Below are 25,163 nucleotides of genomic sequence, written 5' to 3'. Positions count from 1 at the left end.
ATCTGTAAAACCCACTCGGTGAAAGGTGTTTGCAATCCAACAGGTCTCGCAATGGGTGAATACCATTGCACCACTGAGGATGATAGCTTTAAGATCGCAGGAGTGGCCAGGGACGATAGATGTGGTTTGGTATCTATGGCTACATTGACCCGTTCATCCGCCCGACCCGTAGGTCCTGCGCTACTGAAGCGGTCGGATGATCGGGGCCGTTTTGGGCTGAAACCGGTCCTTTGCTTCGGTGTCCACGAACGTCCGCTTTGGGTCGCCCCACGCCCCCTCACACGGACGCACTTGAGGGAAGTTTTCCTCGAGAAACCCGAAGTCAAACCATTGTCCAATGGTACTTATGTCAGTTCCAAAGCCTTGCGGACACCTCCGGCATCGAGAACCTGTTCGGAGACACGATCAAATATGCGTTCGTTTTGGAACAAGGCCTCTAGCTCATTCTTGCACTGCCCGAGCGTTGCGAGCTTTCGCAGGTCTCCGAATGCAGCTCCGCCGGTGTTCCACCGAACCTTGGCTGCTACGAACACTTCCTCCGTCTCACCTTCCCCATTGGAAACCTCCGGGAGAAACCGTAAATGACGATACATGCCAAGGAGGATTTTGCCGCTTGATCCACGGTAGACGGAGATAAACAGCCCAGGCCAGTCACTCTCCTTCCTTTCCCAGTTGGAGAAGCAATGGTACTTGAGTGGGCCAGCCCATAGGTCTTCCGCAGCTCCTTCATCATTCCGCATCTTTTCGTCCATAATCGCTTTGACACCCGCCTTGACCGCCTCGGTAACGTCCTCATTCGAGAAGACAAAGCGAATGCCCTTAAATGCTTCTGGGTCGTGGCGAATAAGTTTCAGAAGCGTTGGCGATTTCCCGAGATCAACCGCCTCATTTGCGCCGACCGCAGCGGCACCGAGGCCACCCAAGTGCTCTGGCGCTCTTGCGAGAGCATCAGCGTCCACCCGCACGGCGTTGCTGTAGCGCGCTTCAAAGGTAGCTTCGGCTTTACGGTGCGCTTTGCCTCCGGGGGGCAGCCACACTCCATCCTCGATCCTGTCAACCGAGGATAGAGCGGCGCGAGAGGCATTGGCCGAGCAGACGACCACGCCCTCGTCCGACGCGTAGATCTTCGCGTGCATTTGCTGATCGGGGAGGTGGCGTAGGCGTTCGTTGTTCGGCGCCCCACCGGCGCGAAGTGCGGTCTTAACGGTCATACCCATACGTAAATCGCACAAAACGCGCAGGTTTTTGGGCGGCCCCCCTCCATCGAACAGTTCCTCCGCCCAAGTTGGACCGAGAAAAGCGACGCACATCCAGGGATTGTCTCCAGTCATAACCTTGCGGATGCGCTTCGCCAGTCCTTCGCCAGTCAGGTATTTCACACCCATGGTTTTATCCCTCACCTCCTTTGGAATTTTTCTCCTCTATAGAAACCTCTATAGCAAAGTGAATCGTATCCATCCAACCGAGCTGCTTCGCATTCTGATAACCAAGGAGAATTACATTCACACCAGTGAGCTACTCCCCGCAGCTTGGACAGATTTCCGGGTGATTTAAGCTACAGCCTGCACCTGCTGATCGGGTTCATTGCGGTTGAAGTAGACCACGGAGGGCGTTTGACCGCCATGGGCAGTGTGTGGACGATGGTGGTTGTAGAAGGTGATCCAGCGCCCGATGCCTGTCCTTGCCTACGATCCGGTTTCCCAGGCGTGCAGGTAGACGCATTCATATTTCAGGGACCGCCAGAGGCGCTCGATGAAGATGTTGTCGAGGCATCGACCCTTGCCATCCATCGAGATCCGGGTGCCGATGCGCTTCAAACGGTCGGTCCAGGCGAAGAACGTGAACTGGCTGCCCTGATCGGTATTCATGATTTGGGGCGGGCCGAACTTGTGGATCGCCTCGTTCAGCGCTGAGGTGGCTGCGAAAATCTGAACAGCCGGGATAAGTGGATTTTCCGCGTAACAGCAGCATGATGCTGCGAGCGAGGAGGAGACCATGGCAAGACGACCGCGCCGGAACCACAGCCCGGCTTTCAAGGCGAAAGTGGCGGTGGCTGCGATCAAGGGCGAGAAGACCATGATCGAGCTGTCGCAGGAGTTCGACGTTCATCCCAACCAGATCAAGCAGTGGCGGGACCAGTTGCTTGAGGGTGCGACAGGGGTGTTCGGCGAAACCCCGAAGGCCGAACCGGAGCCGACCATCGATGTGAAGACCCTGCATGCGAAGATCGGAGAGCTGACGCTGGAGAACGATTTTTTGTCCGGCGCGCTCGGCAAGGCGGGTCTGTTGCCGAGCGCAAGAAGATGATCGATCCCACCGCCAAGCTGAGCGTTAGCCGCCAGGCCGGCGTGCTGGGGATCAGCCGGGGCAGCGTCTACTACAGGCCGCGCCCGGTCTCGGACGCCGATCTGAAGCTGATGCATCGGATCGACAAGCTGCACATGGAATTCCCGTTCGCGGGCAGCCGGATGCTGCAGGGCCTGCTGGCCCAGGAAGGCTTCAAGGTCGGGCGGTTGCACGTCGCCACGCTGATGAAGCGAATGGGGATCGAGGCGCTCTATCGCAAGCCGAACACGTCGAAATCGGCGCCGGGGCACAAGATCTACCCCTATCTGCTGCGCAAGCTGCCGATCACCCGGCCCAATCAGGTCTGGGCGATGGACATCACCTACATCCCGATGGTGCGAGGCTTCATCTACCTCGCCGCCGTGCTGGACTGGTTCACCCGGCGGGTCCTCGCATGGCGGATATCGATCACGCTGGAAGCAGACTTCTGCATAGAAGCTGTCGAGGAGGCGTTGGCGAAGCACGGCACGCCCGAGATATTCAACACCGATCAGGGCAGCCAATTCACGTCGACCGACTTCATCAAGGTGCTGGCCGCCCGCGAGATCAAGCTCAGCATGGATGGCAAGGGGGCCTGGCGGGACAATGTCTTTGTCGAGCGCTTGTGGCGGACCATCAAATACGAAGAGGTCTACCTGCGCGCCTATGCCAGCGTGTCCGAAGCCCGGGCCGGGATCGGCCGGTATCGGACCTTCTACAATGGCCGCCGCCCGCATTCATCGCTTGACGGGAAAACCCCCGATCAGGCCTACTTCAACCAGCCGATGCCCGAAGCGGTGGCGGCGTAACAGAGGCGGAAAACCACTTAGAAAACGCCCAGAACCTGCTCGGATCGACCGAACCACCTCTCGCTTCGACGCAGAAGTCGGCTTCCAGCGTGTTCGAGATGCGCCAAGCCACGACCTTGCGGGTAAACCAGTCCATGACAACCACCAGATAGAGGAAGCCCTTGCGCATCGGCAGGTAGGTGATGTCGGCGCACCAGACCTGGTTGGGCCGTTCCACCCGTAGCCCGCCCAGCAGATACGGGTAGATCTTGTGGCCCTTCGCGGGCTTGCTGGTGTCAGGCTTTTGGTGGATCGGCATCAGGCGCATGAGCCGCATCAGCCGCCGGATGCGCTTGACGTTCACGGCATGGCCGTCTTCGGGCTTACGCGGCCCCACAGGGGCCACGGTCCCTCAGACTTCTGCAGGTGCCACGTCATCTGCTGCACGCCGTAAAAGGGCGTCTCCAGAAACTGCTTGTCGATCAGCAGCATGAGGTCGAGATTCATCTCGGTCTCGCCCTTCGACGCGTAATAGAACGAGGAACGCGAGATCGACAGCAGACGGCACTGCGCGCCCACCGACAGCACAGGATGGTCCCGTTCGATCATCTTGCGCCTCACTTCCCGGTCCAGGGCTTGAGCTTTCGTGACAAAAAATCGTTGGCGACGGCCTTCGCCATTGGGCTCGAACCAATGGCGCCTCAATGGCTCAGTCTCCGATCTTTGCGTGCAAGGACCGGACCGTCTCCTCATCGACCTCGGCAGCCTGCGTTCTGCCGCCGCGCTCGAAGATGTCAGACGCCCCTTCAAGCAGCGCGCTCGCCATTGTTCTTGAACCAATGGCGCACAATGGCTCGCTCCACTGATGGATCATCGTCGGATGCACGCCGTATTCCGCGGCCAACTCCGACACGGTGCGCTCGCCCTTCACGGCCTCCAGCGCCACGCGGACCTTGAACCCAGCGTCATGGTTCCTGCGTTTCTTCATGTCCTGATCTTCTCGTTCTTGGAGACCAGCAGACGTCAGATCGTAGCTTCCGTCACTGTCCGATTTTCGGGGGTAGCTCAGCTGGCGGGCCTTCATTCCAACTTGTATCGTTCACTCTCGCTCCCAGAATGAGCCGATCCGAACGACTGGTTGGCTTGCACGACGATCATCTTGTTATGGACGATCGTGATGGCGAGCGCCTTGTCGCGCGTCACCGTCCAGCGTTCGACGTTGCCTCAATCACCACACGCATTGCCCGCTCATCCGTTGCAGCATGAGCGGGCTTTCTCCGTGCCGAGGCAGGGACTCCGGCCGTTTCGTTGCTCAAGAGTATCCGAGGACCACTCCGAGGTCGTAGATCTGGCGCCCGCTTTTCATTCGACAGAGCGGAAGGCACCATGGGACCGACCCCCTTCCCCAGAGTCCTCGGAGAGGCCGGTGAAGATCACGACCGGGCGCCGTCTCCGGCTTCAAAGGTTGCACCAGAGGGTCTCCAAAGGAATGCGCCAGTGCAGTTTTGTGCGCCTGAAAATCCAAAATTTTTTCCGGAATATCAAAGGCATAGCGCCACCCCTTCCGCTTTCATCGGCCCGAAAAAGGGGGGATACCTTGCTCAATCCGAAGCGAACCGGACCGGGCACGGCCTAGCGCCGAACATGCCCCGCCCGCCACTCGCCCCCCCGGACCGCGCCCCTGCCTAGGGGCGCCCCCGCCGGTTCCCCCCATGTCCCCGGACATGGGCCGGTAGCTCTTTGACATACGGGTTAGGCCCCCGGTTCTGGTTCGTTCAATCGCGCCCCTTCCCCTGACAAGGGCCGGGCGCGCCCCCTAGGCTCAGGCCGATCATGGGGGGCGAGTGTGACAACTCGCTATAGCCCCCCGCGCCCCCGGTTTAGGCCATGCGCGACAAGGGCCGAATAATGGCAAAGCCGCGCCTAGTGCGCGGGCGATTGCCCCCTTTACATGACGCCCCCGTGACAGCGGGACCGCCGCCCCTAGGGGCAGGCTTCACCGATAGCGGTGCGGGCAGGGTAAAGGGCCGGGGCAGAAGAAACACCAGAATTCAAAGATGCCGTGCGCGATACGTGAAAGCCTGCCCTTGCGAGGGCCGGGGCGAGTAGGCGTTGCGTCGTTAGTAGACCGAAAGGGGCAGGGAAAGCCTTGGAACGGTCAAACGCGAGGCCCGCGCACGTTGCTATCTTCCGCCCCCTGATAGTCGGGGGGCGCAACAGTAGCAACGGAAGGAACCCAAATGGAAAACCTCAATAAGCGTGTGTCCGGTTGGATTGCCGGGGCCAATGGTAACGGCGTGAAGGGCACGGAAATTGCCTTGGCCGCGATCCGTCACATTCCCGCATCGGGTGACAGCACCTTGTTCGCCCGCATGTTCAAGGTCGACAACAAGGCCTATCAGAAGAGCCTGAGCCTGATCGCGGCGGCCTTCGGAATGGTAGTCGTCAAGGACAAGGACGGCCGCCCGACCGGAATGCGCATGAAGGAAAAGGGCGTTGCCATGGCGATTGACCCGATCGCCCTGCGCAAGCTCGAACAAGCCGCCGAAGACAAGTTGCCGCTGGGCGGTTCCCGCATCGCGACCTTGTTCGGCAAGCCGAAGGTCGAAAAGCCGGCCCCCGCGGCCGAACCCGAACCCGAAACCGAAGCTGAGAATGAAACCGAGTCCGCGGAAATCCTCATGCTGCCCGCGCCGGCCCCTGATATGTCTCTGGTGGAGCAGATCATCGCCTATGTCGGCGACATGCCGCTTCAGGATCTCGATGCGATCATGGATGCCATCGTTCTGCGCAAGGTCGAACTGGCGCAGAAGGCGGCCTGAACCACTCGGCGCCCCGTGCTTCGCGGGGCGCTGGGCCATGTTTGTGTCGGGCCTCTGGACCGGGTTCGGGTTCGGCCAGGTGGTTGTGGGGCGCTGGGCCACAAGAATTCGGTCGGTCTCTGGATCGGGTTCGCGAAGTCACAGGCCTCACTTCGCGAACTCATAGCCTCTAAGTCATTGTTTTTACTGTATTTTCTTCCTTCTTCTTTTCTTTCTTAAAAAGGGAATAGAGATAAGAAAGAAGTAATCTTATTAAAGAGCTTTTGAAGTTCTTGAAGTTGAAGTTTTTAATAGAAAAAGTATTCGCACCTAAGCTCCATTCCCCTTTTGAAATAACCGCCTGAGAGCGCCGCTGAGTGGCCTTCTCTGTCTCAGGCTACGCCACCACCTGAAAACCCCACCTGGCCACTCAGCGGCCCGCACAGAGCCTCTCAGGCCCTATTGGATACCCTCATGACCGATGACCCCTTCAAGCACCCGCCGTATCTGGTCCGGGAATGCCTCCGCACCTCCCACAAACCGCTTCGGGCCCGTGAGATCGCCGAGAAGACCGGCCTCCCCCTGAGCCGGGTCACCCCGATCCTGCACAACCTGAAACAGACTGGCTCCGCCACTGCAATCAAGGCCAAGGACACGTTCTGGGTCCACGACACCCCGGCAAGGAAGCTCTGACATGACCATCGACGACCTCTGCGGTGCCTTCCCGTGCCTGCACAGGCCACCAAGCCAAGGCAGCGGCAGACCGATCGCGCTGAGCAGTTCATCGCCCGCCCGCAGTTCGCGCACGACCACCAGCTCGCAACGACACGAAAGAACATCACCATGCCCCAACGCGACATCCCCCTTTCCGACCGCATGATCCTGATGATCCTGCGCGCCACCCGAAAGAGGCGCATGTTTCACCCGGCGACCCCCGCGCTGCACCAGCATTGCGAGGCACTGAAGCACGACGGCCTCCTGGCCGGATCGGCGCCTGACGGCTACCGCCTCACCAAGAAAGGGCACCAATATCTGAAGAGCGACATCCTCCACGATTGAGCGACATCCGGCCCGTCTGAGGCGTCACGAAAAGGGCGTCCAAGGCCACTTTCGTCTACAGCTTCGGCGCCACGCGAGGGCACACTTAGGGCACACAAAATCGGTCAACTGCTTCCCCGATCCCGCCAGCGGCGTTCCGCTTGGAAAGCAATGCCTTGCAGGGATTTTGAAAGACACCGCCCTGAGCGGCCGGCGACGTTTTCAACGCCACCCCGAAGCGGCGGGCACATCACGACACAAGCCCCAAGCCACTGTCTTCCAAAGATATTCCTCCGCCTCAAGGTCCACGACAAGAACCACGAAGCCACGGTATCGACACGAGCACAGTCAAGCGCTTTCAGCGAAACCTGAAAAGGCACACTCTGGGCACAGTTACACTATTTTCGGTGTTTCTCTTGTCGATCCAGAAACTCTCTGGATCCAAAATTCCAAATCAACTCAAGGGTTTGATTTGGCTCCGGCGGTAGGGATCGAACCTACGACCAATTGATTAACAGTCAACTGCTCTACCGCTGAGCTACGCCGGAACATGTGGGGGTGTATAGCGGCGTGTTTTGGGGGGCGCAAGGGGGGGAAAGACAGGTTTTTTGAAATTTGTTCTACACCCGAAAACGGCGAAAAACCAACGGTGGCAACAGGATCGCCACGGAGCTCAGAAAACAGGTCCGGAGGCTCCGGACACCGCCCGGACCAGGCGGCATTCGCCTTTCCAGACACGCGGATCGGCCCGTGGCCCCGTTCTCCTGGAAGCCACCATCCTCAGGGCGCCGGCAAAGCGCCGCTGCCCCCGGCCGTCGTCTTCCATCGAAAGAGAAGCCGGTTTCCGGAGGGAATCGCCCGCGCGGGCGGGCCGCTCAGACGTCGGAGGACACCGGAGGGGTGGTCCCGGGCTGAGATTCGCGGCGCAGAACGGCCGCGAAGAACCCGTCGGTATCGTCGTGCGCAGGTGTCAGGGACAGATAGTCGCCCCGGGCGACCCCGCTCAGCCGCGGCGCGGCCTCGGGCAGTGGCACGACATGGAAATCCGCATGGTGCGCCAGAAAGCTCGCCACCTGGTCCTCGTTTTCCTCGGACAACATTGAGCAGGTCGCATAGACCAGACGGCCGCCGGGCCGCACCAGACGGGCGGCACTGGCCAGAATCCGGGCCTGCACCGCAATCAGGTTGTCGAGGCCCTTTTCCTCTGGCGCGCGCCAGCGGGCATCGGGATTGCGCCGCCAGGTCCCCGTGCCGCTGCACGGCGCATCGACCAGAACGCGATCGAACCCGCCCTTGTGGCGCTTCACCCAACGGTCGGTCTCGGTGGCCAGAAGCCGGGTTTCGGCGTTGTGCACCCCTGCCCTGCGGACCCGCTCGGCACAACGCTTCAACCGGTTCTCGTTGACGTCACAGGCGACGATATGGCCGCGGTTGTTCATCTGCGCCGCGATGGCCAGAGTCTTGCCGCCGGCCCCGGCGCAGAAATCGACCACGCGCTCGCCCGGGCGGGCATCGAGAAGCATGGCCACCATCTGTGACCCCTCGTCCTGAATCTCCAGCTCGCCGCTTTTCAGCGCCGCCAGTCGCGCCAGCGACATCCGCTCGCGGATCCGGATCCCGTCTGGCACCCGGAGCGAGACTTCCGCCCGAAGGCCGAGATCCGTCAGCTGGCGCATCATGGCATCGCGCGTCGTCTTGATCGTGTTCGCCCGCAGATCCAGCGTCGGCGGGCTCAGCAGGGCGGCCATCTCGGCCTCGAAGGCCGCGCCGAAGCGGTGCCGAAGCGGCCCGGCCGCCCAGTCGGGACATTCGAGACGCACCTCTTCGGGCATGGTGGGATGGGTCATCGTCGCGCCTTGCAGCTTGATCAGCAGGGCATGTTCGGCCCGCGTCAGCGCGGCGGGCGCGCCTTTCGCCCCGTTGAACAGCCGCATCACCTGATCGGGGGTGCGGCCCTCGGCCAGCGTCAGCCAGGCCAGCATCCGGTTGCGGGCGGTATCGTCGCGCCCGTGCCGTTCGAGCCACCAGCGCAACCGCGCGCGATGGCGCAAAAGCGCGTAAAGCAGTTCCAGAACCGCGCCCCGGTCGCGGTCGTCCATGTCCCGACGGGTGCGAAACCAGGCCGAAACGATGGCGTCGGCGGGACGAGAGAGGCTGTCGACCTCTTCCATGAGAACGATGGCAGCTTGCAGTCGGGCGGCAGGGGTCACGGATCAGACAATCGGTTTGGCGCTACGGGACAGGCGAAAACTGCCGCAGATCCCGGCGGCCGCAGCCTGTGCGCGGCGCCGGGATCTGCGGCAGCGACCGTGTGTTTACTGCCCGCACCGGCCGATGAAAACGACAATCTTCATCGGAGCGTGGACGACAGGTGCCCGGATCGCGGATCGCCCCCGGCCCACCCGGGGCCGGAGGCGAGAGACCGGCTCAGGACAGGTGGTGCACCTCCTGCAGGCCATAGACCGGGGTATCGAGCCCCTCCATCCGCGCCTTCAGCTGCAGCGCCAGATAAAGCGAGTAGTGCCGCGACTGGTGCAGGTTGCCGCCCATGAACCACAGGTTTTCCTGCTGCGTGGGCTTCCACATGTTGCGCTGCTCGCCTTCCCAGGGGCCGGGATCCTTCGTGGTGTCCGAGCCAAGCCCCCAGACCTTGCCCACCTTGTCGGCGACTTCCTGACTGATCAGATCCGCCGCCCAGCCGTTCATCGAGCCGAACCCCGTCGCCAGAACCACCAGATCGGCAGGAAGCCGCGTGCCGTCGGTCAGCACCATGAGCTGCTGCCGGTTTGGTGGACACGAAGATAAGATCGTGACCAAGGAACTGGAGAGTGGATATGACGAGACGGAAGTTCAGCCGTGAGTTCAAGATCGAGGCCGTTAGGCTGGTGACGGACAGGGGCGTTTCGGTGGCGCAGGCTGCCCGTGACCTAGATGTGGCCGAGAGCGTTCTGCGCCGCTGGATGCGGGAGCTGACAGCTGCGCCTGCCGCGGCCGTTCCCGGGAACGGACAGATGCGGGCCGATCTGGCCGAGATTGCAGCCCTGAAGAAAGAGGTCGCCCGGCTCCGGGCGGAGCGTGACATCCTCAAGAAGGCGGCAGCTTTTTTCGCGCGAGAGGCGACATGAGGTTCGCCTTCATCGCCAAGCATCGCCACATCTGGCCCGTCAGCTGGCTGTGCGACGTGCTGGATGTGTCGCGCTCGAGCTTCCATGCCTGTCTCAATCGCCCGACCAGCGCCCGCGAGGTCCATGACGCCAAGCTCGTCGCGGCGATCGAGACAAGCTTCAAGGCCAGCGACCGGACCTATGGCGCGCGCCGTGTCTGGCGCGACGTGCTGGAGGAAGGGCTGGCCTGCGGCCTTCACCGGATCGAACGGCTGATGCGGAGCAATGCCTTGCGGGCGCGGCCAAGACGCCGTGGAAAGCCGAAGGATGACGGCGAACGCTCGGTCATCGCCGACAACATCCTCAACCGGGACTTCCAGGCCGAGCGGCCAAACCAGAAGTGGCTTGCCGACTTCACCTATGTCTGGACTGCCGAAGGCTGGCTGTATGCCGCCGTCGTCCTAGACCTGTTTTCGCGGCGCGTCGTGGGCTGGTCGATGAAGGCAGAACGGGATGCATCGCTGGTCATGGATGCGCTGATGATGGCCGTCTGGCGGCGCGGCAAGGCCGACGCGCTGCTTCATCATTCGGATCAGGGTTCGCAATACACAAGCGAGCAGTTTCAGCGCTTGCTGGCCGACAACGGCATCACCTGCTCCATGAGCCGGGCGGGCAATGTCTGGGATAATTCCGCGATGGAGAGCTTCTTCTCGTCGCTAAAGACCGAACGAGCGGCGAGGAAGGTCTACCGCACCCGAGACGAAGCACGCGCCGACGTCTTCGACTACATCGAGCGCTTCTACAATCCCCACAGACGGCATTCAAAACTGGGCTATCTTAGCCCCATAGAATTCGAGGCCCGCGCTATGTTAGCTTAACACGCTGTCCACGAAACCGGCAGCAGCTCACCACCGCATCTTCCTCGAAATGGTCGATGCCTCCCTTGGCGAGCTTCACCTCGCCGTCGATGATCAGCTGGCTCGCGCCAACGTCGATGTAATAGCCAGAGCCCCGGCGCAGGTATTTCAGGAACAGCCCCGAACCGTCGTCGCCCCAGTCGAGGTCGAAGCCCGCCTTTTCCAGCCCGGCATAGAACTCGGCGTCGCGCTCGCGCATCTTGTCGTAAAGCGGGATCTGGAACTCGTGCATGATCTTGTAGGGCAGCGAGGCGAAGATCATGTCCGCCTTCTCGGTGGTGATGCCGTTCGCCAGCGCCTGTTCCGAATAAAGCGCGCCGAGACCGATCTCCATCAGGCTGTCCGAGCGCACGATATGCGTCGAGGAGCGCTGCACCATGGTGACGTCCGCCCCGCCCTCCCACAGCGCGGCGCAGATGTCATGGGCCGAGTTGTTCGAGCCGATGACCACCGCCTTCTTGCCGGCCCATTCGTCCGGCCCCTTGTGCTGAGACGAATGCTGGATCGTGCCCTTGAAACGCTCCATCCCCGGGAAACGCGGCATGTTCGGCTTGCCCGACATGCCGGTCGCCAGAACCAGCTGCGTCGGGTGCAGCGTGACCCTCGTGCCGTCGCGGTTCACCTCGACCGTCCAGGTGCCCGAGGCCTCGTCGAAGCTCGCCCGCGTCACCTCGGAGCGGGACCAGTAATTGATCTCCATCACCTTGGTGTACATCTCCAGCCAGTCGCCCACCTTGTCCTTGGGGGTGAACACCGGCCAGTTGTCGGGGAACTTGATGTAGGGCAGATGATCATACCAGATCGGGTCATGCAGACACAGCGACTTGTAGCGCGAGCGCCACTGATCGCCGGGCCGGTCATGCTTGTCGAGCACGATCGCCGGCACCCCCATCTGGCGCAACCGCGCGCCGAGCGCGATGCCGCCCTGCCCGCCGCCGACGATCAGCGCATAGGGCTGCGTGGTGATGCCGAGCTCCGCCTGTTCCGCCTCGCGCCGCTCCTTCCACGAGCTGCGATCCTTGCGCGCGCCATGCTCGGCGCCCATCGGGCGACGGGTGCCGCGCGGCTCCTCGAAGCCCTTCAGCTCCTGCAGCGCCGTCAGCAAGGTCCAGATCTTGCCGTCGCGCAGCCGCATCAGGCCCCAGCCGCGGCCCACCGCGGTCTCGAAAGTGATCCAGGCCGTGACCACGCCGCCCTCCTCGGCGGGGACCTCTCCGGGCTGGATCGTGAAATTGCCCGGCCGGGTGTGGGCCAGCTGATGGCTCAGCAGATCGGCGACCCCGGCGGGGCCTTCGACCGTCTTCAGGTTCCAGCTCACCGCGACCAGATCGCGCCAATAGCTGTCGGTGGCGAACAGCGCCGCGGCGCGCTCGATATCTCCCTGCGCCAGCGCGTCGTTCAGACTGTCGAGGACCTCCTGGGTCTGGTTGACAACCGTCGAGTCAAGCATTGCATCTCCTCCCTCTGCATGTGCCTCCGAGGGAAGTATCGCTGTCGAATCGGCCGCCGATCCATGCAATTTGCACATTTCATCGGCATGTTTTGAACGGCAGGGCCCGCGATGTTGCGCGCGCAACGGCGGCGCAACGGATCAGCCGGGCGGCTGCAACCCGCTCGCCCGGATCCGGCGCAGGATGGTCGAGCGGTTGACCCCGAACCGGCGCGCGGCGCGGGCCATGTTCCACTCGCAGGCCGCCAGCACCTGTTCAAGCCCCTCCCACGGGTCGACGGACCCCGGGGGCGTCTGCCCTGCCCCGGCATCGGACCCGACCGGCCCCGGCAGGTCGGGCAGGTCGATCACCGGCCCGACGCAAAGCGCCGCCGCGACATCGAGGGCCTGTTCCAGTTCGCGGATATTGCCCGGCCAGCTGCGCCCCAACAGCTCGGCCCGGGCCGCAGGCGACAGCCGGATCGTGTCGGCGCCATGGCGACGCAGATGGCGCGAGATCAGCCAGTCCATATCGCGCCGCAGCCGCAGCGGCGGCACGCTCAGCACGCAGCCTGCCAGCCGGTGAAACAGCGGCCGCGGCAGGGCAATCCTTGCCGGGTCGAGGCAACTCGTCGACACCGGGCGCAAATCGGGGCGGCGATCGAGCAGCCCGCTCAGCGCGGTGGCGGTCCCGGGGCTCAGATCCTCGATCCGGCGCAACAGCAGCGTCGCCGGCCCGCTGGCCGCAGCACAGGCCTCTTCCAGTGCGCCGGCACTCAACCCGGCGCAGTCGAGGCTGAGAAATCCCGCCGCCTTGCCGCTCATGTGGATCGCGCGCGCCAGCCGGGCCTTGCCGGTCCCGGTCTCGCCCGAGATCAGCAAGGGCACGGAGCCGGGGGCCAGCCGCTCGGCCTGATCGAGCAGCCGCGCCATCGCCGGATCGCCCCCTGTCAGCCCCGCAAGCGCCCCGCCCTGACGCATCTTCTGATGGGTCTGGCGCGGCGCCTTGGGCGCGATGGCATGGCCGAACAGCGCGCCGCCATCGCGGGTCTCGATCACCCGCTCCTCGGTCGGGCGGTCGCGCATCAGATCGGGCAGATCGTCGACGCCGACGCCAAGAACCTCGTCGATCCGGCGTCCGAGGATGGTGCCGCCCTCGGGAAACAACCGCCGCGCCGCGCGGGTATAGCCGAGCACCCGCCCCGCCCCGTCGAGGCGCACCGCGGCCTCGGGATCGACATCGAGGAACTCGGGGCTCGACGACAGGCGCAACACCCAGTCGCGCGGGCTCTCGGCCATCAGATTGGCCATCTCGACGCGCCGCGCCGCCGCCGTCACCAGACTCATCGCAAGGCTCTGACTGGTCTTCGGCGCGGGCGAGCGCAACAGCGAGATATCGAGCACCGCCGCGAGCTGGCCGAGACTGTCGAAGATCGGCGCCGCCGTGCACGACAGCGCGACATGCGCATTGCCGAAGTGATCGTCCTGATGCACGGTCACCGGCTCCTCAGTGACGATGCAGGCCCCCACTCCGCAGGTTCCGGCCAGATTCTCCGACCAGTTCGACCCGAGATAAAGGCCCGAGCGGCGCAGATCCTCGGTAAACAGCTCGTCGCCGAAGAAGTCGACGCAGACCCCCTTGGCATCGGCGAGCAACAGCACGTAATTCTGCCCCGCGACCTGCCGAAACAGCGACTGCAACCCCGAGCGCGCCGCCGCGATCAGCCATTCGGCCTGCTTGCGATGATCGCGAAGCTCGGTCTCGGTCACGATATGGGCCGGATCCGAGCGCATCGGATCCATGCCGTAAAGCTCGACACAGCGCCGCCATGAGGCAGAGACAACACTGTCCCGCCCGGTCTGACCGCCTTCAAGAACCTGTCCGATCTCCTCGACATGACGTGCGTTTTGCATGGCGCGTCACCTCCCCGCGCGAAGCGTAGCACGAGAGGCGGCCCGCGCGGCAAGAACAATGTCGCCGCCGCGACATCCTCGGCCATGTCCGCACCGCGTCCGGACCACGCGTCCCGCAAAGACCCCGCGCGCAAGAGCGGATGCGCGGACCGCGCCTGCACGCAGGGGTGTTGTGCGCGCGCTCCGGCTGGCCTATGCACCGGCTCACGGGGCCGATCGGAAGGCCGATGGGGAATGCCCTGCCGCAAGGGCGTCCGCATCGTCGCGCCGGTTCGCCCGCTTCGCCAGCCCCGATGCGACGGCGCACCGCCCTCGCATCCGCCAGCGCCACCGTTTCCCCACAGCCTCATGCCCGCGAGAGCATCGCCCAAGGAGTCCCATGGACCAGATTTTCACCCGACACCGTTTCGACGTCCGCCGCCGCACGCTGAGCCTGCGCGACAAGAGCTATCTCACCCCTCGCATGATCCGTATGGTTCTGGAGGGCGAGGATCTGGCCGATTTCACCAGCCTCTCGCCCGACGATCACATCAAGCTGATCTTCCCCACCGGCACCGACCGGCCGGCGATGCGCGATTACACCCCGCGCGCCTTCGACCGGGCAGAGCGGACGCTGACCCTCGATTTCGCCGTGCACGAGGCCGGCCCCGCGACGCGATGGGCGCTCGATGCGCGCCCCGGCGACCGGCTGGAGATCGGCGGGCCGCGCGGCTCGCAGGTGGTGACGGCCGCGTTCGACTGGTGGCTGCTGATCGCCGACGAGACCGGGCTGCCCGCGCTCGGCCGCCGGGTCGAGGAGCTGGGGGCGGACACGAAGGTCATCACCCTCGGGCTGGTGGCCGATGCCGCCGAAGAGCAGTGCTTCGTCACCCGGGCCGAGCACGAAGCGCACTGGCTGCACCGCGGAACGCATTCCGCCGATCCGGTGCCGGCGCTGGCAGCGGCCGGGCAGATCGTTCTGCCCGCCGGGGGGCGCGGCTTCATCTGGATCGCGGCCGAAGCCGGCGTGGCGCGCGCGCTGCGCGATCATTTCGCCGGCCCGCGCTCACATCCGCGCGGCTGGATCAAGGCCGCGGGCTACTGGATCGAGGGACAGGCCGACGCAAGCGACAAGACGCTGGACTGAGGACACCCGCGCCCGCCCCGGGCCGGCGTCCCCGCCGGCTCCTCACTGCGGGCCGGACCAGATCAGCGTGGCGTCGATATCGCCGGGCCGGGCCGCGCCGACCAGTGCCATCGCGGCCTCGGTCTCGGTTTGCAGCAGCGTCAGCGCATGAGCGACCCCGCTCATGCCGGCGGCGAACAACGCATGGAGCACCGGCCGGCCGAGCAACACCGCATCCGCACCGAGCGCCAGCGCCTTGACCACATCGGTGCCGCGCCGCACCCCGCCATCGACCAGCACCGGCACCCCCGGGCCAAGCGCACGCCGGATCGCGGGCAGCGCCGCAATCGCCGGCGGCACGGTATCGAGCACCCTGCCCCCGTGGTTCGACACCACGATCCCCGCCGCCCCCGCCGCGCGTGCCTTCAGCGCATCGTCCGGGTGCAGGATACCCTTGAACAGCACCGGCACCGGGCTCTCGGCACAGATCCGTCCGGCCTCTGCCCATCGCAACGCCGGGTCCACCAGTCCGCGAAACACCGGGCTGCGCGGGCCTTCGACCGCAGGCGGGGGGGCGTAATCGCGCAGGTTCGCCTGCGCCGCTTCGGGCAAGACGAAGCCCGCCCGCTGCTCGGCATTGCGCACGCCAGAGACCGGCGCGTCGACCGTCAGCACCAGCGCCCGGCATCCCGCGGCCACCGCCCGCCGGCACAGATCGAGCGTATCGGCGAACACCGGCTGCGGGTAGATCTGGAACCACAGATCGGCCCCGGGGACGGCGGCGGTCAGGTCCTCGATCCGGACCGAGGCCTGGGTCGAGACGATCATCGGCGTGCCGGTCAGTGCCGCCGCGGTCGCGGTGGCGAGCTCGCCCTCCGGATCGAGCAGCGCGTGGCACGCCGTGGGCGCGATCAGCACCGGTGCCGCGAGCGGACGGCCGAACAACTCGGTCGCGGCCGATCCCGCGCGCAGATCGCCCAGCACGCGCGGCCACAGCCGCAACGCCGCGAAGGCCGCGAGGTTCTCGGCCGCGGTGATGCCGTCGCCCGCCCCGCCATCGACCCAGGCCCGCACCCCGGCCGGGGCCGTCGCGGCAAAATGCCGCCCGTAATCGGCCAGAGACAGGAAATCCGCCGCGGTCATGATGCGGCCTTCTCGCCGGTGCGGCGCCGGCGCAGCGCAGCTTCGCCCGCCTCGGCGCGGCTCAGCGCGGCCCCGGAGAGCGCCCTGAACCGCGGATCGTCAAGCGGGGCCAGCGCCTCGGCCAGACGGCGCCAGAACCCGGCGAAGCCGGTGTCATACGCCCGGCGAAACCGGATCAGCGCCGCGTCGGGCTCGCCATCCTCGAGCATCAGACGCCCGAGGTTGAAACTCGCCCAGCAATCGCCCGCCTCGGCCCCGGCCGCGTAATACCGCCTTGCGAGGACGCTATCGGCAGGCAGGCCCTGCCCCTCTTCGCAGCACAGACCGAGCATGTTGAGCGCCTGCGCCACCCCGGCTTCGGCCGCGCGGGAATAGAGCGCAACAGCCCCGGCCGCGTCCGGCGCGACCCCGCGCCCGGTCAGATGGAGGTCGGCGAGATTGAACAGCGCCCAGCCACTGCCCGCGGCCGCGGCCCTGCGGTAGTGATGGGCGGCCGCCGCGGGGTCGGGCGCGCGCCCGGTCCAGCCATGCTCGGCAAGCCGGCCGAGCATGGTCATCGCCCGCCCGTCGCCCCGGCGCGCGGCCGCCGCGAAAGCCTCCCAGGCGGAGGCGCCCTCGCCCGCCTCCAGCAGCATCTGGCCGAGGGCAAGCTGTGCCTCGATCCCCTGCGGCGCAATCTCCTGCGGCGCAGTCTCCTGCGGCGCGGTCTCTTGTGGCGCGGGCCCGGGGCCGGCCGGTGTCACAGCTCGGCCCAGAGACGGACGAGGTTGTGATAATGGCTCACCAGCCGCTGCACGGCCTCGCCCTCATCGCCCATCGTGGCACGGATCTCGCGGATCGCGAGGTCGAGGTTGTAAAGGATCGCGCGCCGGCCGTCCTCGCGCACCATCGACTGCGCCCAGAAGAACGAGGCCCACCGGCTGCCGCGGGTGACCGGGGTGACCAGATGCAGGCTGGAGGACGGATAGACCACCATATGACCGGCCGGCAGCTTGACCCGCTGGCTGCCGTAGGTGTCCTGAACCACCAACTCGCCGCCGTCGTATTCGTCGGGGTCGCTGAGGAAGATCGTGGTCGAGACATCGGCGCGCATCCGCGCCCCGCCGGCGCCCGGAACGGTGCGGATGGCGTTGTCGGTATGGGCGCCGAAGGTCATGCCCGGATCATAGCGGTTGAACATCGGCGGAAGCACCCTGAGGGGCAGCGCGGCCGAATTGTAGGTCGGATCGCGGCCAAGGGCGCGCAGGACGATCTCACCGAGTTCCAGCGCCTCGGCGCTGTCGGCCGGGATCTGCAGGTTGTTCTTCACCCGGACCGCCAGATCGCCCGCGGTCAGCCGCCCGTCGGCCCAGGACGAGGCTTCGAGCACCTGACGGCAATGGGCGACCTCTTCGAGGGTCAGGACATCGGGGACATGGATCAGCATGGCACATTCTTTGCAAAGGGCGGGTTTCCGGAGCGGGCCTCCGGAAACGACCGGAAACCCGTTCCGGGACCCCGGACGGGACAAGGAGGCGGGCCGGCATGGCCCGGCCCGCAGGACGGACGGGGACGCGCGTCCCCGCCCGGATGTCGGATCAGAACTCCTTCGACAGCGTAACGGCGAAGGTGCGCCCGTAAGACGGGGTGGCCCGCGAGCCGCCGAAGCCGGCCGAATAGTTGTCGTGATCGGTCAGGTTGAAGGCATTCAGCGCCAGACGATAACCGTCCGTCTCGTAAGCGACGGACATATCGAGAGAAATCGTCTCCGGGATCTGCGCGGTATTGGCCGCGTTGGTGTAGTATTTCGACGCATAGGTGACGCCGCCGCCCACCGAGACATCGCCCGGCAGCGCGATCGCCTTCGGCGACAGACGGTAGTTCGTCCACAGCGACAGGTTGTGCTTCGACACATAGGGCGCGGCATTGCCCACGGTCTCGCCGTCGATGCCCTTGCCGCCGATCACGTCGCCGTCGAGATAGGCATAGGCCAGATTGACCGTCCAGTCCTGCGTGATCCGCCCCGAGGCGCCCAGCTCGATCCCGCGCACGCGCACGGCGCTGCCGTCCTCGCTGAAGCCGGTCGAATAAGTGCCGTCGCTGTTCTCGGTGAAGGAGTTGGTCTTGCGCGTCTGGAACACCGCCGCGCTCAGCCCGAGGGCATTGTCGAACAGGTTGGTCTTGGCGCCGAGTTCAACGTTGTCCGAGCGTTCCGGATCGTAACCTTCCGCCGCGACAGAACTCGACGTGCCCTCGGCCGAGGCGCCGATATCGGTGCCGATCGGGCGATAGGCGCGCGAGGCGGAGGCATAGACGGTGGTGTCCTTGCCCGGCTCGTAGATCACGCTGAAAGCGGGGCTGATGCGCGAGGTCTCGGACTCGCCATGCGAGGCCTCGGTCGCGCCGATGGTATAGCCGTCGAAGGTGCTGTTGAAGTAATCTGCCCGGGCCGAGCCCAGAACCGACCACTTGTCCGTCAGCCACAGCCGGTCCGACGCCACCAGCCCCAGATCGAGGGACTTGGCGTTCGCCGGCTGGCTGTAGTTGAAGCTCTGCACCGCGCCGGGCATCTGATAGGCGGGGTTCACCACGTCCTGATCGTTGACCCGCCCGGTCCAGCTGCCGCGCACCCGGTCGTCTTTCTGATAAGAAATATCGAGCCCGATCAGCGCCTTGTTCTTCATCCCGAAGACGTCGCCGTCGAAATGCGCCGCCGTCAGGTTCTCGAAGCCCCAGCCGTCCTGATCGTAGTTCATGCCGCCGCCGGCACCGTAGGCCATAACCGCCGACCCGCCCGAGAGCAGGCTCGACAGACAGGCCTCGTCGCAGGCGCCGGGCGTCGTGGTGGCGAAGTCGCGGCTGTAATGCTTGATGCGGGTGTCGTTGGTGATGGTGAAGCCCGAATCGGCCACATGGCTGAACGAGGAGGTCAGCATGTGGGTTTCGGTGATATCCTTGTCGATGCTGCGCACGTAAGAGGTGCTGCGGTCATATCCCGGCACGTCGAACTCCAGCAGCGGGCGCGCGATCCCGTCCGCCCCGGTCGCCATCGGCTGGCCCTGGTCGGGCTTGCCCTTGCCGCGCAGATATTCGTAACCGACATGCCATTCGGTCCCGGTGCCGATGCCCAGACCGTAATCGAGCGCCACGCCCTGACGGTTTTGCGACACGTGATCGCGGTCGGGCGCATAGCCGCGCTGGTTCATCACGTTCAGCCGGATCGCCGAGGTCTCGCCGAGCTGCTTGTTCATGTCGAGCGTCTCGCGCAGGGTGGTGCCGCTCGAATAGCTCAGCGCCGCCTCATTGGCGTCGCCCAGATGCGCCTTCTTGGTCTCCATGTTCATCAGGCCGCCCAGGCTGCCGATGCCATAGGCCTCGCCCGACGGCCCCTTCAGCACGGTCACCGATTCGGTGTTGAACATGTCATGGGTATAGGTGCCGAAATCCTTCAGCCCGTCGGTGAAGATGTCGCCCTTCGACTGGATGCCGCGCAGACGGAACTGTTCGCCGTTCAGCCCGCCGCGGCCTTCGCCGCTCGACAGCGTGACGCCCGGCACGTTCTTCAGCGCTTCTTCCAGCGTGGTGACGTGCTTTTGTTTCAGCACCTCGGGCGAGACCACATTGACCACCTGCGGCGTGTCCTTGACCGTGCCCGCAAGCGAGCGCCCCGCCGAGGTCACCGTGGCCTCGTTGGCGTTCGCGCTCGTCGCCTCGTCGGAGACGGTGATCGTGCCGAGCTGCATCGCCGCGCCGGCGGTGTCCTGTGCCGGGGCCGCACCCGGAACCGCGGCGCCAAGCCCCGCGGCGCCGACCGAGACCAGTGTCCCGACGCCCCTTCTGTTCATCGCTGTCATGTATTGAGCCTTGTGACGGTTGGAAATCGGAGCTGGCTACGTCTCGCAAGGAGACCACAGCGCGATGGCGCCGTCGGCTGATGCTTCCGCGCGAATTATTCCTGACTATTTTACTAAATTCAATCCGTCATATCGGGAAAATGCATATTTTTCTGCATGATACCCTGCGCCTCACTAAGAATCCGCAGCTCCTCCCCGAAGCCGCCTTACATGTGATGCAGCACCAGCGGCCGGCCGCGATGGCGGCCGACCTCGATGGGGGTGTCATACAGATCTGACAAGATGTCAGAGGTCAGCACCTCGTCCGGTGTGCCCTCGGCATGGATCCGGCCGGCCTTCATCGCGACCACGCGGTCCGCCCAGCCGGCGGCGAAATTCAGATCGTGCAGCACCACCAGCGCCGATCCGCCCTGCGCGCGGCGCCGCGCCAGTGCCTCCATCAGCGTGCGGGCATGGGCGAGATCGAGGTTGTTCATCGGCTCGTCGAGCAAAAGCCACGGCGTATCCTGCGCCGCCGCCATCGCCAGATGCGCGCGCTGCGCCTGCCCGCCCGACAGCTCGTCCATGAACCGGCCGGCAAGACCGACCAGACCGAATTCGGCAAGCGCCGCAGCCACCGCCGCCCGGTCGTCCGGCCCGGGCCGGCCATGGCAATGCGGCCAGCGCCCGAAGGCCACCAGCTCGCCCACCCTGAGCCGGCTGGCAAGCGCCGTGCTTTGCCCGAGAAACGCCATCTGCCGCGCCAGCCGGTCCGAGGCCGTGCCCGCCAGATCCAGCCCGTCGATGCTCACCCGTCCGCTCTGCAACGGTGCGATCCGTCCGATCAGCCGCAACAGCGTCGACTTGCCCGCCCCGTTCGGCCCGATCAGCGCGGTGATCTGTCCGTCCGGAATGCGCAGCGTCGCCGGCGCCAGAATCTCGGTGCCATGGATCCGGCACGATACCTCGGCCACATCAATCATCTCAGCCGTCCTTTCAGCAGCAGCGCCAGGAACATCAGCCCGCCGGCGAATTCGATCACCACGCTCAGCGTGGCGCGCTGGCCGAGACCGCGCTCGAACAGCCATTGCCCGCCGATCAGCATCAGGCAGGCGAGCAGCATCGCCGCGCACAGCCGCACCCGATGCGGGGCGCCCGGAAACAGCGCCTGCGCCAGCCCGGCGACGATCAGCCCGAAGAAGGTCACCGGACCGACCAGCGCCGTCGAGGCCGCCACCAGCACCGCAACCAGCACCAGCACCCCCACGACCAGCCGGCGGTGGCCGAGACCGAGCGACACCGCCCTCTCGCGCCCGAGCCCCAGCACATCGAGCCGCGGCCCGAGCCACAGCGCCACCGCGATCGCCGGCACCACGATCGCCGCCGCCCACAGCGTCAGCCCGGCCGCCGGCTTGCCGAAATTGGCAAAGCTGACCGCCTGCACCACCGCATAGGCATTCGGATCCAGCAGCCGCGCCCCGAGCGATGCCGCCGAGCGAAACAGAATTCCCAAAATCACCCCGGTCAGAATGGTGCGCCCGATATCGTTCGCCCCGCCCCCCCCGCGCCCGAGCAGCGTGCCGAACAGCATCACCGCCATCGCGGTCATCAGCGCCGCCTCGGCCAGGAACTTGGCGCCCGCCGGCAACGTGGTGTAGCCGGTGATCCCCAGCCCCGCGACAGCCAGCGTCTGCACCATCACGTAAAGCGCATCGAACCCCATGATCGAAGGCGTCAGGATGCGGTTTTGCGCCACGGTCTGAAACAGCACCGTCGCCACCGCGACCGCCGCCCCGATCAGCGCCAGCGCCTGCAGCCGGTCGAGCCGCAGCCCCAGGATGAAGGCGCGGTTGCCCGCGAGCCCCTGAAACAGCCAGCCCAGCACCGCCACCAGCAGCAACAGCGTCAGAACGGCAAGCCGCAGCCCGGTCCGGTCAGGCGATATACGCTCAGGCGACATGGCGCGGTTTGCTCCACAACAGCCACAGGAAGATCGCGGCGCCGGTGACGCCGAGGATCGTGCCCGCGGGAATCTCGAACGGATAGACGACCAGCCGCCCCACGAGGTCCGATCCCAGCACCAGCGCCCCTCCGCCAAGCGCCGTCGGGGCCAGCGTCCGGCGCAGATTGTCGCCCATCAGCCGCGCGACGATATTGGGCACCACGAGGCCCACGAAGGGGATCATGCCCACGCTCACCACCACCATCGCCGTCACCACCGACACCACCACGAGGCCAAGCCGCATCACCGCATCGGGGTTGAGACCGAGCCCCGTCGCCGCCTCGGGCCCGAGCCCGAGGATCGCGAACCGGTCGGCCGCGACCCAGGCCAGCGCCGCCGCCGCCGCCGCGATCCACAGCAATTCATAACGCCCCGCGATCACGCCCGAGAATTCTCCGCTCATCAGCCAGGTTCCGACCAGCTGCATCAGATCCGCCTCCCAGGCGATCCAGGTCACCACGGCGCCGATGACACCCGACAGGATCAGCCCGGCGAGTGGCACCAGAAATACCTCGCGCGGCGGCAGGCGGCGGATCAGCGCGACGAACAGCGCCGTTCCGAGCAGCGCCGAGACCGCCGCCACCGCCATCTTCACCCAGACCGGCGCGCCCGGTGCCAGCAGCGTCACGGCAAGCAGCCCGAGTGCCGCCGATTCCGGCGTTCCCGTGGTCGAGGGTTCGACGAAACGGTTGCGCGCGATCTGCTGCATCACCACGCCCGCAACGGCAAGTGCCGCCCCAGACAGCACCGCCGCAAGCGTCCGCGGCAATCGCGACACGCTCAGCACCAGCAGTCCCATCGGGTCCGACAGCAGGCCGGCGGCCGGAACCTCATAGGCCCCGACCGAGAGGCTGAGCAGACACAGCGCGCCCAGCCCCAGACTCAGGGCCAGGCGCAGATGGCGAAACCCGGGGGTCACTTCCGGTCCAGCGCCGTATGCAGCTCGTCGAGGATTTCCATCGTGGCCCGGTAGCCGCCCGAGGCCAGATACATATCGGCCGCGTTCAGATAGACGATCTGGCCCTTGCGCGCCGCCGTGGTGGCATTGACCAGCGGGTTGTCGAGCGTCTGACGCGCCGACGCGCCGTCCGCCCCGATCGCCGCGCCGCGGTCGATGACGAAGATGTAATCCGGATCGGCCTCGGCGATGAATTCATAGGAAATCGCATTGCCATGGGTGTCGGTCTTCAGGCCGGGATGGGCCTCGCTCAGGCCGGTGACGGTGTGCAGCCAGCCGAACCGCGAGCCGATGCCATAGGCCGCCATCTTGGTGCCATTGGTCAGGATGACCAGCGCCTTGCCCTTGCCGGTGCCGAGCCCCTGCACCGTCGCCACCCTGGCATCGAGTGCCGCCGCGAGCTTCGCGGCCGCGTCGGTCTTGCCGAACAGCGTGCCATAGGCCACGAGCTGCTCGTGCAGCGAGGCCAGCACATCGGGAGAGACCGTCATGTCGAGCACCGGCGCCAGCCCCTTGAGCGCATCGTATTTCGGCGCCGCCCGGCTGCCGAGGATGATGACGCCGGGATGCAACTCCGACAGCCGTTCGAGATCGGGCTCGAACAGCGTTCCCACCGGCTTCGCGCCGGCTGCCTCGGGTTTGAGATAGGGCACGAGAATGCTGTCCGGCACACCGCCGACGGGCACGCCGAGCGCGCCGAGCGTATCCATCGCCGCGAAATCGAACGCCGCGACGGGGGCCGGAGCGGCCTCGAGCGTGACCGGACCGCGGGCGGTCGCCACGGTCACCGGCGCGGCAAGGGCCGGCGTGGTCAGGGCGGGGGCAGCCAGAGCGAGCAGACAGGCTCCAAGCATGAGAAGGCGCATCGGGATCTCCTTTTTCGGTTTCACCGGGCGCGATAGAGCGACGCACCGGACAATTTCCCGACAAAAATCATAGGAGATGAAAAAACTCAACAATAAATCTGCCCCGGCCAGAACGACACCGCCGCCCCGCCACGAGAGCGGAGCAGAGACCAAAAAGGGAAGAAAGCGCAGGAAAACAGCCCTGTGCACTGCCGCGCAGGCGCCCGCGACGACGCGCGCCGGGCACCGCCCCGCCCGGGGACGGGGCGTCATCGGGCAATTTCACCTTCTGTTGAACCTGGAGGAGGCAGGCTCCCGGCGCTTCAGGGGCGGCGCTTCAGGGGGCACAATGGACCGGGGGACGGCAGCATCTGCCCCGGGCACGCGGCTCAATACCCGATGCCGCGCGTCACGCCTTCGACCGGGGCTGGCGGCAGCGGCTGGGTGACCAGATCGGCACGGCGTTTCTCGTAGAAGGCGTTACCGCCCGCGACCAGAACGTATTGCATGTTGTCGTAATTGTACTGGTATCCGGCGGTATGGAAGAACATTGCATCGCCGATCATCGGGTGACGTTCGCCGCTGAGGACGGCAGCAGCGGCCTCGCGCACCGGCGGCAGGGCGCGCGGGTTCATCCGCTTCGACATGATGCCACGGGCGAACTGACCGCGCTGACCGACCACCCCGCAGACCGAGCGCGGATACCGCCCCGATTCGACGCGGTTCATCACCACACTGCCCACCGCGATCATGCCGTCGCGGCTGGAATGGGCGGATTCGAAATACATCGCCCGCTCCATGCAATCGAGATCGGTGTGCCGGGAACAGCCCAACAGCCCCAGCGTGGCAATCACGCAAGACATGCCGAGCCGAAGGGGGGTGCCATGCCGTATCATCTGCCTGCCTCTCTGGCGCCTTCGGGCGCGCTTGTGGTCTTGCGGGCATTTTATCAGATCCTCCCCCCTCCGATCAAGAAAGCGGG

The 25,163-nt window shown here is 65.5% G+C and carries 19 protein-coding genes, 1 tRNA gene and 4 pseudogenes; 6 read left to right on the top strand and 18 right to left on the bottom strand.

Annotated features, from left to right (window positions below; translation table 11 throughout):
• Positions 1–344: 344 nt before the first annotated feature.
• Positions 345–1,385 carry a phospholipase D-like domain-containing protein gene (locus CG50_RS05795; protein ID WP_036636167.1) on the bottom strand — a complete coding sequence of 347 codons (1,041 nt, stop codon included), beginning with the start codon at positions 1,383–1,385 and terminating at the stop codon, positions 345–347.
• A gap of 165 nt (positions 1,386–1,550) precedes the next feature.
• Positions 1,551–1,910 (bottom strand): annotated as a pseudogene (locus CG50_RS17415) (transposase); the annotation flags it as partial.
• A gap of 85 nt (positions 1,911–1,995) precedes the next feature.
• Between CG50_RS17415 and CG50_RS05780 the strand changes: the two are divergent.
• A protein-coding gene (locus tag CG50_RS05780; RefSeq protein ID WP_152559440.1) for an IS3 family transposase occupies positions 1,996–3,134 on the top strand; the annotation gives its coding sequence in 2 pieces (ribosomal slippage) (positions 1,996–2,259 and positions 2,262–3,134; 1,137 coding nt in all).
• A gap of 61 nt (positions 3,135–3,195) precedes the next feature.
• On the opposite strand, the pseudogene CG50_RS17565 reads toward CG50_RS05780, so the two are convergent.
• Together CG50_RS17565 and CG50_RS05770 are read right to left on the bottom strand one after the other, a co-directional pair.
• A pseudogene (locus CG50_RS17565) lies at positions 3,196–3,698 on the bottom strand (DDE-type integrase/transposase/recombinase); the annotation flags it as partial.
• Between the two features lie 124 nt (positions 3,699–3,822).
• Positions 3,823–4,101, bottom strand: coding sequence for a transposase (locus CG50_RS05770; protein ID WP_161785384.1), 279 nt, complete (start codon positions 4,099–4,101; stop codon positions 3,823–3,825).
• Between the two features lie 1,252 nt (positions 4,102–5,353).
• On the opposite strand from CG50_RS05770, the gene CG50_RS05765 reads away from it, so the two are divergent.
• From CG50_RS05765 to CG50_RS05755, 3 genes are all read left to right on the top strand, one after another.
• A complete protein-coding gene (locus CG50_RS05765; protein WP_036636164.1) occupies positions 5,354–5,935 on the top strand; it encodes a hypothetical protein in 582 nt (193 codons plus the stop codon).
• Positions 5,936–6,388: 453 nt separating this feature from the next.
• Complete coding sequence (locus CG50_RS05760) at positions 6,389–6,607, top strand: helix-turn-helix domain-containing protein (protein WP_036636163.1); 219 nt, start codon at positions 6,389–6,391, stop codon at positions 6,605–6,607.
• Positions 6,608–6,640: 33 nt separating this feature from the next.
• Positions 6,641–6,973, top strand: a complete 333-nt coding sequence (locus CG50_RS05755; RefSeq protein WP_036636162.1) for a hypothetical protein — start codon at positions 6,641–6,643, stop codon at positions 6,971–6,973.
• 452 nt (positions 6,974–7,425) lie between these two features.
• Here the strand turns inward: CG50_RS05755 and CG50_RS05750 are convergent.
• The 3 genes and pseudogenes from CG50_RS05750 to CG50_RS05740 form a co-directional block, all read right to left on the bottom strand.
• Positions 7,426–7,500 (bottom strand) — tRNA-Asn (locus tag CG50_RS05750).
• Positions 7,501–7,827: 327 nt separating this feature from the next.
• Positions 7,828–9,162 carry an RsmB/NOP family class I SAM-dependent RNA methyltransferase gene (locus tag CG50_RS05745; protein WP_051909572.1) on the bottom strand — a complete coding sequence of 445 codons (1,335 nt, stop codon included), beginning with the start codon at positions 9,160–9,162 and terminating at the stop codon, positions 7,828–7,830.
• Between the two features lie 217 nt (positions 9,163–9,379).
• Positions 9,380–9,721: pseudogene (locus CG50_RS05740) on the bottom strand (NAD(P)/FAD-dependent oxidoreductase); the annotation flags it as partial.
• Positions 9,722–9,786: 65 nt separating this feature from the next.
• Here CG50_RS05740 and CG50_RS05730 point away from each other — a divergent pair.
• Positions 9,787–10,934, top strand: a protein-coding gene (locus CG50_RS05730; protein WP_152559438.1) for an IS3 family transposase whose coding sequence is annotated in 2 segments (ribosomal slippage) — positions 9,787–10,048 and positions 10,048–10,934 — 1,149 coding nt in all. Because the reading frame shifts where the segments join, the coding sequence is not laid out codon by codon here.
• Positions 10,935–10,962: 28 nt separating this feature from the next.
• On the opposite strand, the pseudogene CG50_RS05725 reads toward CG50_RS05730, so the two are convergent.
• Both CG50_RS05725 and CG50_RS05720 read right to left on the bottom strand, forming a co-directional pair.
• Positions 10,963–12,423: pseudogene (locus CG50_RS05725) on the bottom strand (NAD(P)-binding domain-containing protein); the annotation flags it as partial.
• A 141-nt stretch (positions 12,424–12,564) separates the two neighbouring features.
• Complete coding sequence (locus CG50_RS05720) at positions 12,565–14,316, bottom strand: sigma-54-dependent Fis family transcriptional regulator (RefSeq protein ID WP_036636156.1); 1,752 nt, start codon at positions 14,314–14,316, stop codon at positions 12,565–12,567.
• Positions 14,317–14,695: 379 nt separating this feature from the next.
• On the opposite strand from CG50_RS05720, the gene CG50_RS05715 reads away from it, so the two are divergent.
• Positions 14,696–15,442, top strand: a complete 747-nt coding sequence (locus tag CG50_RS05715; protein WP_036636155.1) for a siderophore-interacting protein — start codon at positions 14,696–14,698, stop codon at positions 15,440–15,442.
• A gap of 42 nt (positions 15,443–15,484) precedes the next feature.
• Here the strand turns inward: CG50_RS05715 and CG50_RS05710 are convergent, their stop codons facing one another.
• The 9 genes from CG50_RS05710 to CG50_RS05670 form a co-directional block, all read right to left on the bottom strand.
• A complete protein-coding gene (locus CG50_RS05710; RefSeq protein ID WP_036636154.1) occupies positions 15,485–16,564 on the bottom strand; it encodes an alpha-hydroxy acid oxidase in 1,080 nt (359 codons plus the stop codon).
• Positions 16,561–17,307, bottom strand: coding sequence for a tetratricopeptide repeat protein (locus tag CG50_RS05705; RefSeq protein ID WP_211248573.1), 747 nt, complete (start codon positions 17,305–17,307; stop codon positions 16,561–16,563). The genes CG50_RS05710 and CG50_RS05705 overlap by 4 nt, the downstream gene beginning before the upstream one ends.
• Positions 17,304–17,990, bottom strand: coding sequence for a Fe2+-dependent dioxygenase (locus CG50_RS05700; RefSeq protein WP_036636151.1), 687 nt, complete (start codon positions 17,988–17,990; stop codon positions 17,304–17,306). The genes CG50_RS05705 and CG50_RS05700 overlap by 4 nt, the downstream gene beginning before the upstream one ends.
• A 151-nt stretch (positions 17,991–18,141) precedes the next feature.
• Positions 18,142–20,397: a TonB-dependent receptor gene (locus tag CG50_RS05695; RefSeq protein ID WP_036636149.1), complete on the bottom strand. Its 2,256-nt coding sequence runs from the start codon at positions 20,395–20,397 to the stop codon at positions 18,142–18,144.
• Between the two features lie 206 nt (positions 20,398–20,603).
• Entirely contained in the window at positions 20,604–21,359 is a 756-nt protein-coding gene (locus CG50_RS05690; protein WP_036636148.1) for an ATP-binding cassette domain-containing protein, read from the bottom strand.
• Positions 21,356–22,336 carry an iron chelate uptake ABC transporter family permease subunit gene (locus CG50_RS05685; RefSeq protein WP_036636146.1) on the bottom strand — a complete coding sequence of 327 codons (981 nt, stop codon included), beginning with the start codon at positions 22,334–22,336 and terminating at the stop codon, positions 21,356–21,358. Before CG50_RS05685 ends, CG50_RS05690 begins: the two co-directional genes overlap by 4 nt.
• A complete protein-coding gene (locus CG50_RS05680) occupies positions 22,326–23,297 on the bottom strand; it encodes an ABC transporter permease (RefSeq protein WP_152559437.1) in 972 nt (323 codons plus the stop codon). Before CG50_RS05680 ends, CG50_RS05685 begins: the two co-directional genes overlap by 11 nt.
• Entirely contained in the window at positions 23,294–24,202 is a 909-nt protein-coding gene (locus CG50_RS05675) for a siderophore ABC transporter substrate-binding protein (RefSeq protein WP_245615611.1), read from the bottom strand. Before CG50_RS05675 ends, CG50_RS05680 begins: the two co-directional genes overlap by 4 nt.
• Before the next feature lie 368 nt (positions 24,203–24,570).
• A complete protein-coding gene (locus CG50_RS05670; RefSeq protein WP_036636145.1) occupies positions 24,571–25,077 on the bottom strand; it encodes a cell wall hydrolase in 507 nt (168 codons plus the stop codon).
• Positions 25,078–25,163: the final 86 nt, after the last annotated feature.

The organism is Paenirhodobacter enshiensis (genome assembly GCF_000740785.1).
Taxonomy (GTDB): Bacteria; Pseudomonadota; Alphaproteobacteria; order Rhodobacterales; family Rhodobacteraceae; genus Rhodobacter; species Rhodobacter enshiensis.
The sequence above is the reverse complement of the archived record's forward strand: the minus strand, read 5'-3'. Positions and strand labels throughout refer to the sequence as shown.